We start from the raw sequence: 16,500 nt of genomic DNA, 5'->3' as shown, positions 1-16,500 counted from the left end.
GGTCGAATCCATAGAAGATACGCTCCTATCGTCGGTGATGGTGTGTTGTTTAGTTACTAGTCGGACCGTTTTTCGCAGGTCAAACTGACCACCGGAAGGAAAACAGCCCCGTAGCTCGCCCAACAATCGCATCAATGCGCTATTGAGTACTACAGTTACCACCCTACCGCATGTTTGCGGTCGTTTGCATTCTTTTGAGGGTGGTGGCGGTGATTGGTCATTATTCGGGCTTCTCAATGTTTTATGCATCAAATATCTCTGCGCCCGCGGAGGCGCCGCCTCAGCAGAATTTGTGCCATGGTTTAGCGTCTTCTGCCATGGCTTTTAACTACGACCAAAGACACTAACCTATGGCACAAATCCGGAACTCATGACCGAATCTCCGGCTACGCCAGGTAGATGAGAGCCGGTTATTGGTTATGACTTAGCCTTTTCGTCGATAGGTTAGTGTCTTCACTGCGGGTTAAAGACCCACGGCGAAGACACTAACCTATCGAAAACCTCTGTCTAAAAAGCAAGCGGCCCCGAACACTTGCGCATCCGGGGCCGCCTGCTGCGGTTATTGTATTCGGTTATTAGTCCCATTCACCGCGCAAAATCTGCTGAACGAATTTCTTGGGCAGCCAGAAGGAGTGCTTCGTGATGCGGCGGCCGTCCGGCAGCTCGTCGGTGTCCTTGAGCTTGCCTTTTCCAACAAACTCGCCAGGCTTAACTTCGTAGTAGGTCTGGGAGGCGTGAACCTTCGTAAAAAGGTATTCATTCACCTTGCTCTGCGGGAAGTTAGTGGAAACCTTAAAGCCATCCTCACCATTCGGCTTGACCGTTAGCTCAACACCTCGATTAATGATTTCCTTCGTCTCTTGCCATACCTTCATCAGTTCAGGCTCGAGGGAATCGGGGAAACCCCAGAACTTGACCTGATCCAAGCAGAAATCACCGGATTCATTCTCGCGGAAAACAACGAACATGAATTTCCTTGAGAAAATCTCGGCGTAAATATGGGACTCTTCCCACTCCTCTTCCTTCGCCAGTTCAATAAAACGGTAGTTCTTAAAGGGAGAATCCTCTTTAGGGAGCCCGTTTTTATCAACACGAATAGAGCGAATATTCATGTTTGCCTTTTTAAATTCGGCAGTACTGTCAATATCCGAGGAAAGGCCTAGAATTTTCCTCACAAGAGTGCTGTTGCGGCCCTTGGCGTTAAAGTTAACGTCAAACTTCTTACAGAGTTCTTTCTCGCTCTGGCCCCGGTACTGCAGAAGCTTTTCTTCAATAATCTGGGTAAAAGGCTTAGAAGTGTCTTGTGCTGCGCGAGCGATACTCTCCTGTTCCTCCTGGCTGAAAACCTTGGTGCGGAGGAGGGTTGTCATGTAGCTACTCTTTAGCGACCAGGCGCGCCTATTGGCCAGCTCGGGGCCATAGGGCTGAGTAGTGCGATCCTTGTCTTTACCGGCACCCTTGCGGCAGGTCGAAAGATACATGCCGTCAGATTCGGAAAGCTCGTGCGCGCGTCCCTCCAGGACTTTCTGGGTAATACGTTTATAGTCCTCGAGAATGGTCGGCATATCCTCTTCGGGCCAGTCAAAAAGGAAAAATTTATCGGTGATATTATTCAAAATATCGCGAGTCTTTTGATATTTATAAAATAGAAGCAAAATATTTTGGCACTTATGCCAAAGGTGCGTCTGATAAAAATCGTCTAGGTTTTCCTCATGAAAATTAAACATGCTGAGGACTAGACGTTCTTTGGCAGAAATAGTGCCGTTCGCGTTCACTCGGTAAGGGGTCGTTTTGATTTCGACCCTTGCCGCGGGAATATCGGGGTCCGGGGAATTATTGGGGTTAATCCCATAGAGCAGCTCTTCAACGAGGTTACCGTAGATTCCCTTGGAGAGCTTGCTAATTTCCTTGCGAGTAATCGTTGAGGGAGTGCCCTTTTTCTTATCCTCATAGGTCTTGTACTCGGAGTTCTGGTACTCCTCCAAGAGGTCATAGAGTGAGCGACCAACGAGATTCTCCGCTGTGTATTTGAGGATGCTATCAATGCTCGAATTGTCGTAGTCGAAAAGGCCCATGGTCGGTGTTCCTTCCGGAAGTAGAGGGGTGGCGGCGGTGCTGTTTCTTGCTCTCATGCTACGTCAGATAGCGCAGCTGCGCTCTTTGGCGCGTCACTGGCTTTTCCCGAACCCACTTGATCTGAATAGCTGTTCTATGTTATAGTATTAGTATTCGAATATATTTACAGAGGACTATAAGGACTACTGACTCATGGATCAGAAAACCACCAGCAGTAGCCAGCCTATCCGAGTTATCGAGCTTTTCGCCGGTGTAGGTGGCTTCCGCTTAGGATTTGAAGGCTATAACGCCAATGGCATGACCCTGCCCTCTGCGGGCCCCTTCACGACTGTCTGGGCGAACCAGTGGGAGCCCCCGGGAACGGTTGGCCGCCAGTTCGCGGCACGCTGCTACCAGGAACGTTTCGGTGAAGAAGCAAACCTCGAAAACCGTGACATCCACGCCGTACTTGATGACGTGGAGGCGGGCCTCTACGAAATTCCCGACGCTGACCTGCTCTGCGGCGGTTTCCCCTGCCAGGATTACTCGGTCACCAAGCCCCTCTCGCAGTCGCACGGCATTGAAGGTAAGAAGGGCGTGCTCTGGTGGGATATTCACCGTGCGCTCGAACTTAAGACCCCCAAATATGTTGTTCTGGAGAACGTTGACCGCCTGCTGAAGTCGCCCGCTAAGCAGCGAGGCCGCGACTTCGCCATTATGCTCTCCTGCTTCTACGCGCTCGGTTACAGCGTCGAATGGCGCGTTATCAACGCGGCAGAGTACGGTCACCCGCAGAAGCGTAAGCGCGTTTACATTTACGCCGAACACAACGCCCCTGAATGGGATTTGTCGCGCCGTATCACCCACACCGGTGTTTTGGCAGAAGCGTTCCCGGTCAAAACTGCAGAATCTGAGGGTCTTCTCTCCGTCTTCGAAGAGCTCAATGAGGCCGATGAGTTCACCATCTCCGATGACCCCTACAACGAGACGGAACACTTCGGAATTGGCGCTAAAACCTCGCCCTTCCAGATTGCCGGTGTTATGCAGAACGGCACCGTGCTCACCAGCAAGGTAGAGCCTGACTATCGCGGTGAATTTAAGACGCTCGGTGACGTGGTTCTTCCCGACTCTGAGGTGCCGGAACAGTTCTTTATTGCCCCTGACAAGGTGCCTTCTTGGGAGTACCTCAAGGGTGCGAAGAAGGAAAAGCGTATCAATAAGGCAAGCGGCTTTGAATACTTCTACACCGAAGGCTCAATGTCTTTCCCTGACCCGCTCGACCGCCCGGCGCGTACCATCCTGACCGGCGAAGGAGGCTCGGGAGCCTCCCGTTTCAAGCATGTTGTGATTGGTGATTCCGGTGCGTACCGCCGCCTCGTTCCCGATGAACTGGATCAGCTGCAGGGCTTCCCCCGCGGCTGGACCGACGCCGGCATGAGTGACGGTAACCGCGCCTTCTGCATGGGTAACGCCCTCGTGGTGGGTATCCCGCACGAAATCGGTAAGGCGATTGCCCGCCGACACAACCAGTAAGACATAACCAGTAAAAACGCATAGGAGGTGCAGTAGCCCGAAAGCTACTGCACCTCCTTTTGCGCGCCCGGCGGCCTAAACCAGAGCGGGCCTAGACCAGCGCCTCATCAAGCCAGCTCAGACTTGAGCGGTGCGCATCCAACAGCTCAAGAGCTCGGTTAGGTAACTCAACCTTCAAGCGAGCACCCGCCAACGACTGATACTGCGTATTCCCCAAATCGGGGTGCAGAAGAAGAGTGCGCGAAGAGCTCACACCCACCAGTTGTCCGTCGAAGAGCTTATGTAAATCCTTGCGCAGCAGAAGACCCTCATCCACGCGGTGCTTGCCCTCGCGCGCGTAGCTGTACAGATGTGCCGCATCTAGAGCCGCCGTATGGCAAGCACCTGTAAATGCGCACATATTGCCGAAGCGGTTCAACAGCTCCTGTCGGAACTGTCCCTGACCGTTGCGAGACCAAACCGTGCGCTCCGTAAAACCGCCCCGAGGATTCACTGGTACCCCGTGAGCATCGCTCAGGGGAAGTTGGTGAATACCCGAAGTGTTCAGGCTTTCAAGCCAGTCAAGGACTTTTGCCGTATCGAGGGCGACAATGCTGTTCTGTCGGTTATATTTGCCCGGTGCACAAAGTCCTTCAAAAGAATCTTTGTCTAACGCACCGATGAGTTCAGTCCAGGTATCGCCATAGTAGGCAATGAAACGCTGAACTCTCTCAGTCCTCTGCAGAGGATTCTTATACAGGCGCTTCTCGGGCTTGAGCTTATCTTTCCTCAAGCAATTTCCATCGCAACGCCATAGCCCATCGGATTTGAAGGTGATGCGGCTACTCCCGCAGCGGGGGCAAAACGTCATGACCTTATCGGCTTCGTATGACTCAATTTTTCGGATAACTGCTGATCCGAGAAGAATCGAATTATCTCGAATCAGCACGAAGTCACCCTCTCGAACGTTTGTGTAGTTCCGAACTTTCGAGTCGTAAACGTAGCGGAAATCTAGGGCATCGTCGTAGACTTTTCCGCTGGCGGCGCTTCGGTTCTCTTCATCGGGAACGGAGCGTAGCAGCCATGCCTGGGGGAGCCGCATGTCAGTTGAAGCGTGCTTGCTCGGGAGGCTGAGGGTCGTCACCACGGACGGGAGAACGAGGTCCGGCAGTGAGGGCGTTGAGTTGTTGTCCATAGCAGCAGCCTAGCAGCCCGGGCGGTTTGCCGCTGCCTGGGCGGTCACCGGCTCACGGGGCAGGGGTGGTGGAATCCTGTAATTACAAAAATCCAGGTGGCACCAAAACCCCTCCTCGAAAAGCCACATGTGTTTCGAGAAGCCACGTAACATGTTGCTTTTCGAAACACATGTGGCTTCTCGGCGATTAAACTCGGCGCACCAAACACCCCACCCCGCACGCAGAACACACCAGCCCAAACGCTATTGATTCGCATCACACACCGGCGTTCTTAGGTATCCTTGGGGTAACACTCAGACAGAAGCCCGCCCTCCACCTCGAAAGGGGCCGCATGAAAACCTTCTGGACCAACCTACCCCTCACCATCCGCGCGGCTGTCATCTTCTGCTACGCCTACGCCGCGGTGCGCATCCTCAACCTCTTCGCTGAGGCAGGCACCGCACCGCTGACCCCGCGCACGCTCCTTGACGGTGCCCTCACCGCCGCGCTCGTCGTCGGCGCTCTCGCCCTGTACCTGGGTAACGCCCTGGGTGCCGCTCTACGCGCCCGGCGAGAAGGCTACGAGCCCCGCCCGGTCGGCATCATCGTCGCCTACGCCCTCTTCGTGGGGGTGTGCACCTACCTTATCTGCCGCCTCATCGCTTACACCGTGGAGGCGGGGCTCACCTGGCTCTTCCCGCCCGCCCTCGATCCGGTTCTGGTCGCGGTGGGTATGGCTGTTCTTGGCGTGATTAACTATGTGCGCCTCGACCGCCGCACCCGCAAGGACTAACCGGGGAATGGCACTACAAGAAACCCTGTAATTACAAAAAATCTCCCGCACCGGGTGGAGCACACCTCCAAGGCATGCCCCGCCCAGCGCGGGAGATTTCTATGTCAACGGAACGCCGCAGCCTTCACGCTACAGCGCCGCGTGCACCTTACAGGCTCTGCGCCTGAATTGCGGTGATCGCAACGGTGTTGATGATGTCCTCAACGGTGGTACCGCGCGACAGGTCGTTCACGGGCTTACGCAGACCCTGCAGAACCGGGCCCACAGCGGCAGCACCCGAAGACTGCTGAACAGCCTTGTAGGTGTTGTTACCGGTGTTCAGGTCGGGGAAGACGAACACGGTAGCCTGACCAGCGACCTCGCTGCCGGGCAGCTTGGTCGACGCAATGGACATGTTCGAAGCGGCGTCGTACTGGATCGGGCCCTCGACCGCGAAGTCGGGGTTCGAAGCGCGCACAATCTCGGTTGCCTCGCGCACAACGTCCACGTCCGCGCCAGCGCCGGAGGTGCCGGTCGAGTAGGACAGCATAGCAACCTTGGGGGTGACGCCGAACTGGCGTGCGGTCTCCGCGGATGCCTTCGCAATGTCGGCGAGCTGCTCTGCGTTGGGGTTCGGGTTCACTGCGCAGTCGCCGTAGACCAGAACGCGGTCTTCCATCAGCATGAGGAAGACGGAGGAGACGATCTTGGTGCCGGGGCGGGTCTTGATGAACTCGAGCGAGGGGCGGATGGTGTTCGCGGTGGTGTTCACTGCACCGGAAACCATGCCGTCGGCGATGCCCTTGTAAACCAGCATGGTGCCGAAGTACGAGGGGTCGGTCATGCGCTCGCGAGCGGCCTCGATGGTGACGCCCTTGTGTGCACGCAGCTCAGCGTAGGTTGCTGCGAAGTCCTCGGTGTACTCGTTGTTTTCGATGTCGATGATACGAATGGTGCTGGGCAGTTCGATACCTTCGGCCCGGCAGATCTCTGCGATCTTGGCGGGGTTGCCGAGCAGGATCAGGTCGCAGAAGTCGCGGCGTGCAATGATTTCGGCTGCACGCAGGATTCGCACGTCGTAACCCTCGGGCAGGACTACGGAGCGGCGGTTTGCGCGTGCGGTCTCGATGAGGTTGTGCAGGAAGCGCAGCGGGGTCATGGATGCGGGGCGCTCAATTTCGAGGCGTGCCAGCAGTTCGTCCTTGTTGACGTGCTCGTCCCAACCGCCCATTGCTGCTGCGAGCTTGCGCTGGTGGCCGCTTTCGAGGGTGCCGCGGACGCGGGAGACTGCGCGTGCAGACTTGAAGGTGTCCTTGGTGGTGGACAGCACGGGGAACGGTGCGTTGTCGATGAGGGAGCCGACTGCGGTGTTCTTGCCGGGCAGTGCGTCCAGGCCGCCGGTGAGCAGCACGCCGGAGGGTGCGGGGAAGGTCGGTGCCAGTGCGGATGCGAGGGTTGCTGCGACGATGTCTGCACGGTCGCCGGGGACGATGACGAAGTCGCCGTCGACGAACTGGTTGAGGAAGTTGGAGACGTTCATTGCTGCGACCTTGATGCCGTGGATGTCGCGGCTGAGGTCTTCTGCCTTGATGCCTTCGGTGTCGAGCTTGAGGGCTTCGGCAACTTCACCGACGGTGGGTGCGTTCAGTTCGGGGATTTCGGGCAGTACGTAGACGGGCAGGTTTGCGTCGCCGCGCTTGACGGACTTTTCGATTTCGTCGCGCAGTTCGGGTTCTGCACGGCCGACGATGATTGCGAGCAGGTCTACCTTGGAGGCGAGCAGTTCGGTGCGTGCCACGTCGACTGCGGTGACTGCTTCTTCGACGGTTTCTTCCTGTGCGCCGACGATTGCGACGACGGGCAGGCCAAGGTCACGTGCAATCTGGACGTTCAGGTCGAATTCGACTGAGAGCGCGTTGGCGGGCAGGTAGACGCCGTCGACGATTACGACGTCGCTGTGTGCTGCGACCTTCTCGTATGCGGAGACTGCGCGTGCGGAGATCTCTTCGGTGTCGCCTTCTGCGATGAGTGCGAGTGCGTCGGTCATGGAGACTGCGCCGCCGACCTGCTCTTCGGTCAGGCCGAAGTGTTCACGGATGAGGCGTGCCATGGGGTCGTCGGAGATGGTTGCGCCGTCGAATACGGGGCGGAAGAAGCCGACGCGGTCTGCGCGCTTGATGAGGGAGTCTGCTAGACCCAGGGCTACGAGGGACTTGCCCGAGTTCTGGGACATAGCGGAGAGGTAAAGACCGGTGGTCATTGTTTTACTGTCCTTCTATGCGATGTTCGGCGCTGGGTCCCGCGGTTGCGCAGGGGTGTATGTGCTCCTGTGCGCGGGTGCGTCGAGCTTATAGGTCATCTTCTATCTTAAGGCGTTGTGGGGGTGGCGCCTAACAGGGTGTGCGGTGCGCTGCGTCATGTGGGCGGATGCGCGGCTGCTGGTGGGGTGGGTTGCACGAATGTTTGTGCCGCCTCCCTGGTGTGGCCCGCCCGTCTAGGGGGTTGTTTACGGGTTGGGGATGTGCGCGTACCGTACGCTGTGGCCGGGGGCCCAGATGCCGCGTGCCTCAAATTCGATGCTGTCGCGCTGGTAGCCGAGGCGCTCGTAGAAGGAGAGCGCTCGTTCGTTTTCAGCCATGACCCACAGGTAGGAGTTTTCGTCCGGGTAGATGACGGATTCGTAGAGTGCCCGCCCGAGGCCGGTGCCGTGCGTGTGGTTGAGGGTGTACAGGTGCGTGAGTTTGCGGGTGCCTGCGGGTAGTTCGGTGAGGCTGTCGGCACGTTCGAGTTCCCAAGAGGACTGTTCGCACAGGGAGAGCGCCAGGCCGACCGGCTTATCCCAGTCAATCCGCGCGCCGATGGAGCAGGAGAGCCCGCTCTCGGGGGTCCAGCCGGGTACGTCGTAGGCGAAGAAGCCGCGCACGGTGGGGGAGGAGAGGTGGCGGTGGAAGTCTTCGAGGTATTCGTTGCGTTCGGCGCGGTGGCGGGCGGTGAAGCTTTCCCCGAGCGTGTCGAAGTAGATCGGGTCGTAGGTTTGCTCCATGCAGTCCAGCTGCAGGTTGACGTATTTTTCGGCGTCGGTCGGTTCAATTGGTGCGAGCGCGTAGCGGCCCTGACATACAAATCCCATGGGTTCTAGTCTACTCAGCCGGCCCCTGTGGAGGCGGTTCCTTGCGGGTGCGTACGCTAGGGGCGTGAGGGCTGTCGGCTAGTCTAGTGGGTATGGCGAAAAAGAGCAGGGCACCCAAGAAGTCCCAAAAGCAGCAGAAGAACCGCATCGACGATACCGAGAGCACCCCCGTGCAGGGTGCCGCCGCTGGCGTGTACCCGATTTCTACGGGTGAGGCGGAGCTGGTCCCCGACGGCTATCACGCTGACGGCTGGCTGCTGCTCATTAATGGTGTGCAGTCTTCCCACGTGATTGTGGGTGAGCCTCGCCAGCTGGATTTTGAGTACATGCGCTGGATTGCGGCGGTCGTCTCCTCGCATGTGAAGGAACACCTGGACGCTAAGAAGCTGCGCATCACCCACCTGGGCGGCGGCGCGTGCTCGATGGCACGCTATTTCGCTGACCTGTACCCGACCAGCCGCAACACCGTCGTTGAGCTGGATGCCAAGCTCGCCGAGTATGTGCGCGCCTGGTTCGACATCCCCAAGGCGCCGCGCGTGAAGATTCGCGTGGGCGAGGCGGGCGCCGTCACCGCAACCTTCGCGCCCGCATCCCGTGACGTGCTGATTCGTGACGTGTTCGCCGGGGACACCACGCCCGAGGCGCTCACCACCGTCGAGTTCACCCGCACCGTCGCAGAGTCGCTGGCACCCGGTGGCCTGTACATCCTGAACTGCGGTGACGGGCCTGCGCTGACCGGTGCCCGCGCGGAGGCATCCGCCCTGCTTGAGGTGTTCGAGTACGTGTGCATTGTGGCGGATTCCGCCATGTTGAAGGGCCGCCGCCGCGGCAACGTCATTATCGCCGGTTCGCACGCGCCCCTGCCGGAGGCTGGTTCCGTGCAGGCCGCCGCTATCGCCCGTGAGCTCATGGGTGGAGGCGTGCCCGCCCAGTACTGGGACACCGCGCGGGTGCGCCAGTTCGTGAGGTAGCGGTTCCGGCGGTAGCTTACGTTCTTCAGTCATGACTTAAATTTTTCGACCATAGGTTAGCGACTTTGGTGGGGGCTTTTAACTACCGCCAAAGACCGTAACCTATGGCCCAATTCGGCGCCCCCTCCACGGCAGACGCTACTATAGTGGCATGCGATACACCTACCTTGGCCCCTCCGGCACCTTCACCGAATCCGCCCTGCTGAGCGTCCCCGGCGCAGCTGACGCCGAACGCATCCCCGCCACCAGCGTGCCCGACGCGCTCGCACGCCTGAACGCGGGCGAGGCGGACGCCGCCATGGTGCCCATCGAAAACTCCGTGGAGGGCGGCGTGAGCGCCACCCTGGACGCTATCGCAGCCAGCGAGGGTGTACGCATTATCCGCGAGGTGCTCGTACCGATCCGCTTCGTGCTGGTCGCCGCGAAGCCCATCAGCATTGAAGACGTCAAGACCATCTCCACCCACTCGCACGCCTGGGCGCAGGTGCGCGGCTGGGCGCAGGAGAACGTACCCACCGCTGCCTACCTGCCCGGCTCCTCCACCGCCGCGGCGGCTGTCGGCCTGCTCGAAGAGGGCTGCACCTACGATGCGGCAATCTGCTCCCCGGCGTTGCTGAACTACCACCCGGAACTGCACGTGTTGCAGGACAACATTGGCGATAACAAGAACGCCGTAACCCGTTTCGTGCTGCTCTCCCGCACCGCCGACATCCCCGAACCGACCGGCTCCGACAAGACCACCCTGACCGTGCCGCTGCCCGCCAACCGCGCCGGCGCCCTGCTCGAACTGCTCGAACAGTTCTCCGTGCGCGGCGTGAACCTCTCCCGCATCGAATCGCGCCCCACCGGCGAAGGCATGGGCTCCTACTCGTTCAGCATCGACGCCGACGGCCACATCTACGAGGCACGCATGCGTGACGCCCTGCGTGGCCTGCACCGTGTCTCCCCGACGCTGAAATTCCTCGGCTCCTACCCGCGCGCCGACCACGAAAACACCGAAGTCGACGCCATCCACTCCGATGGCTCCTTCGACGCCGCACACGAATGGGTTGAGTCGCTCTTCCCGAACGGCCGCCCCGCACAGCTGCAGCGCCGCTAGCAGCACCACTTACAACATCACCGGCGGCACCAAGCCGGCCGCCGCTAGACACCCCCGCACCTACCCGCGCCCCACCAGCGCAAACCCCGCCCACAACCCACCGCAAGATTAGGTAGGATAAAACAGTGATTGATATTAACCTCCTCCGCGAAAACCCCGACGTCTTCCGCGCCTCCCAGCGAGCACGCGGCAAGGACGAAACCCACGTCGACCGCATCCTCGAAGCCGACACCGCACGCCGCGCACTCATCGGCGAATACGAGAACCTGCGCGCCGAACAGAACGCCTTCGGCAAGACCGTCGCAAAGGCACCCAAGGAAGAAAAGCCCGCCCTCGTCGCACAGGCGAAGGAACTGGCAGCCCGCGTCAACGAAGCAAAGGCAGCCTCCGAAGCGAAAACCGCCGAATACGAGGAACTGATCAGCAGCATCGAAAACCTCATCATCGACGGCGTACCCGTCGGCGGCGAAGACGACTACGTAGTCGTCAAGGAAGTTGGCACCCCCCGCGACTTCACCACCGAAGGCTTCGAACCGCGCGACCACCTCGAAATCGGCGAACTCGTCGACGGCATCGACATGGCACGCGGCGCGAAGGTCTCCGGCGCACGCTTCTACTTCCTCAAGGGCCAGGTAGCACGCCTCGAGCAGGCACTCATGTGGATGGCGCTCGACCTCGCAACCGAGCACGGCTTCACCATGATGACCACCCCCACCCTGGTACGCCCCGAAATCATGAACGGCACCGGCTTCAACGTCAAGCACGACGACGAAATCTACCGCCTCGAACGTGATGACCTGTACCTGGTCGGCACCTCCGAAGTGGCGCTCGCCGGCTACCACACCGACGAAATTCTCGACTTCGAGAAGGGCGCGAAGAAGTACCTGGGCTGGTCCTCCTGCTACCGCCGCGAGGCAGGCTCCGCAGGTAAGGACACCCGCGGCATCATTCGCGTGCACCAGTTCAACAAGGCTGAAATGTTCGTCTACTGCCCCGTCGAGCAGGCAGAAGAAATGCACGCAAAGCTGCTGTCCCTCGAAGAGGAAATGCTGCAGCGCTGCGGCCTCGCATACCGCGTAATCGACACCGCCGCAGGCGACCTGGGCACCTCCGCAGCCCGCAAGTTCGACTGCGAGGCGTGGGTCCCCACCCAGGGCACCTACCGCGAGCTGACCTCCACCTCGAACTGCACCACCTACCAGGCGCGCCGCCTGAACATTCGCGAGCGCACCCCGGACACCGTGGATGAGGCAGGCAACGTGCGTAAGGGTCGCACCCGCTCCGTAGCGACCCTGAACGGCACCCTGGCGACGACCCGCTGGGTGGTTGCCATCCTGGAGACTCACCAGCAGGCTGACGGTTCCGTGCGTATCCCGGAGGCGCTGCGCCCGTACATGGGTGGCGCCGAGGTTATCCCCGCAGTAGCTGCTGAGTAATCTCACAACCAGCTGAAAAACCCGCTCACCGCGTAAACGGTGGGCGGGTTTTTGCGTATCCCGGTAGTCTAAGAACTATGCCTCTTTACCGTAAACTCCTTGGTGTTTCTGCGGCGGCGGCTCTGACCGCCTCCGCCACTGGTGCCCGCAAGAAGGCGCGCCGACGCGCTATCGAACTGGGTGCGCCCTTCGGCGTTCTGCCGACCCTGCCTACCGGCCCCAGTCGTCGCGTGGGCGTGGTGTACAACCCGAGCAAGCCCGGCGTTGCGGTGGCTATTGAGATTCTGGAACGTATCCTCGCGGCGAACGGCCACCCGAAGGCGCTGGTGCGCACCACCCGCGTGGACGAGCCCGGCTCAGAGGCCGCCCGCGAGCTGATTGCCGAGGGCGTTGACCTGCTGATTGCCGCAGGTGGTGACGGCACGGTGCGTGCCGTGGCGGCGGCGCTGGCGCATCACGAGGGGCCCAAGCCGCGCCTGGGTATTCTGCCGATGGGCACCGGCAACCTGCTGGCGCGCAACCTGTACATCCCGGTGAGTGACGTGGCGGCGTGCGTGAATATTGCGCTCAACGGCGCGGGTCAGGACGTTGACGCGATTGAGATGACGACTACGGGCACCACCGGCGAAGAAACCGAACACACGTTCTTTGTGATGAGTGGTGCCGGCTTCGACGCGCTCGTCATGAACGACACGAACGAGGAGATTAAGGCGAAGTTCGGCTGGGTGGCGTATGTGCAGTCCGGCATGAAGCATATGCTGGGCAGGTCGCATCCGGTGCGCATCAGCGTGGACGGTGGGGAGCCCCGCATCCTGCCCATGCGTTCGGTGCTGGTTGCGAATTGCGGTCGCCTGCAGGGCGGTATTCGCCTGGCGGATATGACGGATGTGAATGACGGCAATCTTGAGGTGATTGTGGCGTCGCCGCGTGACCTGGTGGAGTGGGGGCTGCTGATGGCGAAGGTTACGCGCCGCACGATTTTGGGTTCGCCGCGCATTGAGTTGCCGGTGATTCGCCACCTGGTGGGGTCTGAGGTGGTGTTGGAGTTCCCGGATGGTGCGCAGCCGGTTGAGGTGGATGGCGACCCTGCACCGTCGGCGTACCGCATTAGCGCGCGCGTGCTGCCTGCCGCCGTGGAGGTGGCGGTCCACCCCGAGGTGCTCTAAACGTATAAACGCGGTGGGGCGCGACCTGTTGAAAGGTCGTGCCCCACCGCGTTTATTGCCTGTACGGGCTGTTAGGTTTTAGGAACCCCAGGTAATGAACTCGTCCGGGTCAGCCTTGCCAGCTTCAGTAGGAGTAGTAGGAGCCCAATAGTGCCAGTCACCATCGTGCCACTCCATCACAATATCGGCAGACCAGTATGTAGCCGACGGGGTCTTGAGCAGCAGTCGCACCGTTGCACGCTCCGGGGTGTAGGAGATGTAACGGTAGCCGGAAATGTGGAGAACCGGAGCGGTCGTAGTGTCCTTCTTGCGGAGTTCGCGGAGCGTATCGGCGCCGGGGCCAACAATAGTCGGCATATAGTCCTTCGGGGACTCTACCATCTGAATATATGCCCAGGTTGCGGCGTACAATCCGCCTTCAGCCGAGTGCTCGAAGCAGTTACGAATCGGCGAGTTTGCTACCGGGCCTGCGGTCTTCGATACCGGACCCATCCAACCCCCATCAGTGGTTACCCACGTGGTGTCCTTGGGGGCTGCGTCCAGTACCGCCTGGTCATCTGAGGCGCCGGCACCACAGGTTCCAGCCTCCACGGTAGAGGTAGACTTCGACTGGGCCGCGCCATTTGAATTACCTGCGGCGGAGTTCGACTGCGCTGCACCGTTCGAGCCGCCCGAAGCGGAGGTGTTGGAATTATCGCCGCCGCGCGGAATCAGCACGATGACCAGTACAACGAGGAGGGCGACGACAGCTGCTGCCAGTCCGAAAGCCCAGCGGGGGATAGTGACTCCACCCTTGTTCTCCATAACAATCTCCAAAATACGTAGACCCCACAATTTCGGGGCGCGACAAACCCACCCCCAGCAGGAGGGCAGAGATTGAATGAGTGATGAGAAACTATGCGGTGCCGCAGGAAAAGCGTCTGAGTCAGAACACAACATCGAGGACTGCAAGACGCAAAAACACGGCGGCACGTATTTATCGGTGTCAAAAGATACCCTATCATGTCTACAGATATCCTGCAGGCGCTCGCCCTGAGCTACCATGATATGAGCTGGACTGCACGAAAAACACCGAATTTCTACCGATAATCCGGTGCCGAACCATGCACCCGCTATGCGTCAGCGCCCGACGCAGACACCAACCGCAGGCGGTCGCAACGCTACACTGCCCCGCCTAGACACATCACACCGATACATAGAACCGTTCATCAGAGAAAGCCCCTCTCCATGACCCGCAAAATCACTGCCGCCGCCGCTGTACTTGCCCTGCTCGCCACCGGCTGCTCTGCTAGCACCGATAGCTCCGCACCGGGCGGAACCCTCATCACCGGCGGAACCTCTACCGCCACCAGCACCCCCACCCCCAGCTCTACTACTCCTGCACCCGCAACCACCACCGCAGGCCGCACCCCCACTGTCACCGAGGTGACCGCTTCCCCGAGCGCAGAGGCAAGTACCACCGCGGCATCCACCACTGCGGCAGCGACCCCGACCGTGAGCCTTGACCCCTCACCCCTGGCGGGAACCGGTGGTGGACCCCAGCAGCCCTCCAGCGTTCCTACCCTCAATAGCATCACTGACGAAGACCGTGGTCGCGCGCTTGAAACCGCGAAAGCAATTGTCGCCGCATACACCAGCGGCAAGCCGTACAAGGAATGGTCTGAAGAGCTCTACCCGATGGTCGACCCCGAAGTGCAGAATGAGTACGGGCCTAAATCGCGTATTGACCTTTTGAAAGGAACCGTAATCAGCGCTGAACTGGTCGATGACCCGACCCTGAAAGTTCCTGGTGGGGACAACCCCTACTGGCTTACGGTTAGCGTGCGAGTCGAGGGAAGCCTCAGCCCCGCCTACTACGTGCGTTTGCACCGTACTGCGGAGCGACCCAATAAGTGGAAGGCGTCTCATATTCTTGAACCGCAGGGCTACAAGCTCTTTGCTGAAAAATGGCTCAAGCAGCATAACAAGTAGAGCGGTGGGCGCGGCTTCCCACTAGGATGCGCCCCTGCAGGGGTCTGAGTCAGGAGCCTTCCCAGCACCCGAAATACGTATATGTGACCTGGATTATGAAAAAAATCGCCGATTTTTTCACCATTTCCTGAAAATCAGGGGGGATAGTGAAAAAATCGGCGATTTTTTACACTATTTTTCTCGCCGTCCAGTCCGGTGCAGTTCTCGCTTCTAGACGCTGTGAGTCGGCAAAAATCCCGATAGCTAGAGGATCAACCCGTAAACCTAGAAACAGGGGAGGGGACGCACCAGATGTGTCCCCTCCCCATATAGAGCTTGTTGCTTCCCATAACTCCTAGTAGTAACGGCGGTAGGCGGTAGCTGTAGTCGCCGCCAGAATACCAGCAAGCAGAACGTTCGCCTTACGCAGCTCGTACAGCTGCTGATCCATTAGGTCTTCCACAATGGCGTTATGGATTCGCTGCTCCTCAGCCTGCTGCTCCATGCTGAGGCGAACCCACAGCTCGTGCTTCTCCTTCTCGAACAGGTTCAGCGCATCCTGCAGAGTGAAGGACCGACCCTGCCGCACGTACTTGTACAGGCTGTCCGAGGCGTACGGGTACAGGTAGTCTTCCGGGTACCAGTGGGAGAAACGCTCCATGTACTCCTTATGCACCTTCGATAGTTCCGCACGTGCCGGGTCCTCATACTCGCGCCACACAGATTCGTTGTGCGCCTGCCGTTTCAGGTTCTCACGCTCCACACTCATCATTGCCAGCGGGTAGATGCCGAAGTACTTCCACAGCCACCAGGCAACCGCGATAGCGGCGGCAGAAACCAACGCCGGGAGGTGGATGGTGTGCCACGGAATATCGCTGGAGTGAATCTGCGGGTTGGCGATGAGATACCGCAGGTACGTGACCATCATGACGAGAGCGCTAATAAGGTACGTCCAGGCGAGAACCTTCACGAAAGCTACAAAGAGCTTAGTGAGCTTAATACGCGGCGGATTAGGAACAGCTTCAACGTACGACTCCTGGGCGCTCTGCAAAGAAGCCGCCCAGGGCGCTGCGCGATCCACCAGCTGCTTGACCTGGCGGAGGTGTTCCAGCAGGTCCTGACGCTGATGCATCTGCTCCTGCGGAATCGGGGAATGAGTGGATGGTGCCGGGATGGGGGTGGGACTACTGGACGACATGGGGGTCTGCGACATTGGTGTGCCCTTTTCGTAGTG

13 protein-coding genes are annotated in these 16,500 nt (G+C 59.4%); 7 read left to right on the top strand and 6 right to left on the bottom strand.

The window, feature by feature from the left end:
- Positions 1-575: 575 nt before the first annotated feature.
- A complete protein-coding gene (locus HMPREF2842_RS06665) occupies positions 576-2,075 on the bottom strand; it encodes a Sau3AI family type II restriction endonuclease (protein ID WP_070643664.1) in 1,500 nt (499 codons plus the stop codon).
- A gap of 193 nt (positions 2,076-2,268) precedes the next feature.
- On the opposite strand from HMPREF2842_RS06665, the gene dcm reads away from it, so the two are divergent.
- Positions 2,269-3,588, top strand: a complete 1,320-nt coding sequence (gene dcm, locus HMPREF2842_RS06660; protein ID WP_070643660.1) for a DNA (cytosine-5-)-methyltransferase — start codon at positions 2,269-2,271, stop codon at positions 3,586-3,588.
- A gap of 91 nt (positions 3,589-3,679) precedes the next feature.
- On the opposite strand, the gene HMPREF2842_RS06655 is transcribed toward dcm, so the two are convergent.
- Positions 3,680-4,762 carry an HNH endonuclease gene (locus HMPREF2842_RS06655; protein ID WP_070643657.1) on the bottom strand — a complete coding sequence of 361 codons (1,083 nt, stop codon included), beginning with the start codon at positions 4,760-4,762 and terminating at the stop codon, positions 3,680-3,682.
- A gap of 332 nt (positions 4,763-5,094) precedes the next feature.
- On the opposite strand from HMPREF2842_RS06655, the gene HMPREF2842_RS06650 reads away from it, so the two are divergent.
- Positions 5,095-5,535, top strand: coding sequence for a hypothetical protein (locus HMPREF2842_RS06650; protein WP_070643654.1), 441 nt, complete (start codon positions 5,095-5,097; stop codon positions 5,533-5,535).
- Between the two features lie 148 nt (positions 5,536-5,683).
- On the opposite strand, the gene pta is transcribed toward HMPREF2842_RS06650, so the two are convergent.
- Entirely contained in the window at positions 5,684-7,774 is a 2,091-nt protein-coding gene (gene pta / locus HMPREF2842_RS06645) for a phosphate acetyltransferase (protein WP_070643651.1), read from the bottom strand.
- A 246-nt stretch (positions 7,775-8,020) separates the two neighbouring features.
- The gene (locus tag HMPREF2842_RS06640; protein WP_070643648.1) at positions 8,021-8,644 is read right to left on the bottom strand and encodes a GNAT family N-acetyltransferase; all 624 of its coding nucleotides are present in this window, start codon (positions 8,642-8,644) and stop codon (positions 8,021-8,023) included.
- Between the two features lie 92 nt (positions 8,645-8,736).
- On the opposite strand from HMPREF2842_RS06640, the gene HMPREF2842_RS06635 reads away from it, so the two are divergent.
- The 4 genes from HMPREF2842_RS06635 to HMPREF2842_RS06620 all read left to right on the top strand — a co-directional run bounded on the left by HMPREF2842_RS06635 (position 8,737) and on the right by HMPREF2842_RS06620 (position 13,316).
- The gene (locus HMPREF2842_RS06635) at positions 8,737-9,615 is read left to right on the top strand and encodes a spermidine synthase (RefSeq protein WP_070643644.1); all 879 of its coding nucleotides are present in this window, start codon (positions 8,737-8,739) and stop codon (positions 9,613-9,615) included.
- A gap of 151 nt (positions 9,616-9,766) precedes the next feature.
- Positions 9,767-10,714 (top strand): prephenate dehydratase, encoded by a 948-nt coding sequence (gene pheA / locus HMPREF2842_RS06630; protein ID WP_070643640.1) that lies wholly within the window; start codon positions 9,767-9,769, stop codon positions 10,712-10,714.
- Positions 10,715-10,839: 125 nt separating this feature from the next.
- Positions 10,840-12,150 (top strand): serine--tRNA ligase, encoded by a 1,311-nt coding sequence (gene serS, locus HMPREF2842_RS06625; protein WP_070643637.1) that lies wholly within the window; start codon positions 10,840-10,842, stop codon positions 12,148-12,150.
- 77 nt (positions 12,151-12,227) lie between these two features.
- Positions 12,228-13,316: a diacylglycerol/lipid kinase family protein gene (locus HMPREF2842_RS06620; protein ID WP_070643633.1), complete on the top strand. Its 1,089-nt coding sequence runs from the start codon at positions 12,228-12,230 to the stop codon at positions 13,314-13,316.
- A gap of 78 nt (positions 13,317-13,394) precedes the next feature.
- Here HMPREF2842_RS06620 and HMPREF2842_RS06615 read toward each other — a convergent pair whose 3' ends face one another.
- Positions 13,395-14,120: a DUF8175 domain-containg protein gene (locus HMPREF2842_RS06615; RefSeq protein WP_070643628.1), complete on the bottom strand. Its 726-nt coding sequence runs from the start codon at positions 14,118-14,120 to the stop codon at positions 13,395-13,397.
- Between the two features lie 423 nt (positions 14,121-14,543).
- On the opposite strand from HMPREF2842_RS06615, the gene HMPREF2842_RS06610 reads away from it, so the two are divergent.
- A complete protein-coding gene (locus HMPREF2842_RS06610) occupies positions 14,544-15,287 on the top strand; it encodes a carbonic anhydrase (RefSeq protein ID WP_070599360.1) in 744 nt (247 codons plus the stop codon).
- A gap of 334 nt (positions 15,288-15,621) precedes the next feature.
- On the opposite strand, the gene HMPREF2842_RS06605 is transcribed toward HMPREF2842_RS06610, so the two are convergent.
- The gene (locus tag HMPREF2842_RS06605) at positions 15,622-16,479 is read right to left on the bottom strand and encodes a hypothetical protein (protein ID WP_141752189.1); all 858 of its coding nucleotides are present in this window, start codon (positions 16,477-16,479) and stop codon (positions 15,622-15,624) included.
- Between the last annotated feature and the right edge of the window lie 21 nt (positions 16,480-16,500).

Source organism: Rothia sp. HMSC069C10, from assembly GCF_001812205.1.
Taxonomy (GTDB): domain Bacteria; phylum Actinomycetota; class Actinomycetes; order Actinomycetales; family Micrococcaceae; genus Rothia; species Rothia mucilaginosa.
Note: the sequence above shows the minus strand (reverse complement) of the source record. Positions and strands in the feature narration are given on the sequence as shown.

What these genes read in the sequence shown, in the direction of transcription:
- pta (WP_070643651.1), bottom strand. Translation starts at nt 7,774, where the DNA reads ATGACCACCGGTCTTTACCTCTCCGCTATGTCCCAGAACTCGGGCAAG.
- pheA (WP_070643640.1), top strand. Translation starts at nt 9,767, where the DNA reads ATGCGATACACCTACCTTGGCCCCTCCGGCACCTTCACCGAATCCGCC.
- HMPREF2842_RS06620 (WP_070643633.1), top strand. Translation starts at nt 12,228, where the DNA reads ATGCCTCTTTACCGTAAACTCCTTGGTGTTTCTGCGGCGGCGGCTCTG.
- dcm (WP_070643660.1), top strand. Translation starts at nt 2,269, where the DNA reads ATGGATCAGAAAACCACCAGCAGTAGCCAGCCTATCCGAGTTATCGAG.
- HMPREF2842_RS06610 (WP_070599360.1), top strand. Translation starts at nt 14,544, where the DNA reads ATGACCCGCAAAATCACTGCCGCCGCCGCTGTACTTGCCCTGCTCGCC.
- HMPREF2842_RS06655 (WP_070643657.1), bottom strand. Translation starts at nt 4,762, where the DNA reads ATGGACAACAACTCAACGCCCTCACTGCCGGACCTCGTTCTCCCGTCC.
- HMPREF2842_RS06615 (WP_070643628.1), bottom strand. Translation starts at nt 14,120, where the DNA reads ATGGAGAACAAGGGTGGAGTCACTATCCCCCGCTGGGCTTTCGGACTG.
- HMPREF2842_RS06650 (WP_070643654.1), top strand. Translation starts at nt 5,095, where the DNA reads ATGAAAACCTTCTGGACCAACCTACCCCTCACCATCCGCGCGGCTGTC.
- HMPREF2842_RS06665 (WP_070643664.1), bottom strand. Translation starts at nt 2,075, where the DNA reads ATGGGCCTTTTCGACTACGACAATTCGAGCATTGATAGCATCCTCAAA.
- HMPREF2842_RS06605 (WP_141752189.1), bottom strand. Translation starts at nt 16,479, where the DNA reads ATGTCGCAGACCCCCATGTCGTCCAGTAGTCCCACCCCCATCCCGGCA.
- HMPREF2842_RS06640 (WP_070643648.1), bottom strand. Translation starts at nt 8,644, where the DNA reads ATGGGATTTGTATGTCAGGGCCGCTACGCGCTCGCACCAATTGAACCG.
- HMPREF2842_RS06635 (WP_070643644.1), top strand. Translation starts at nt 8,737, where the DNA reads ATGGCGAAAAAGAGCAGGGCACCCAAGAAGTCCCAAAAGCAGCAGAAG.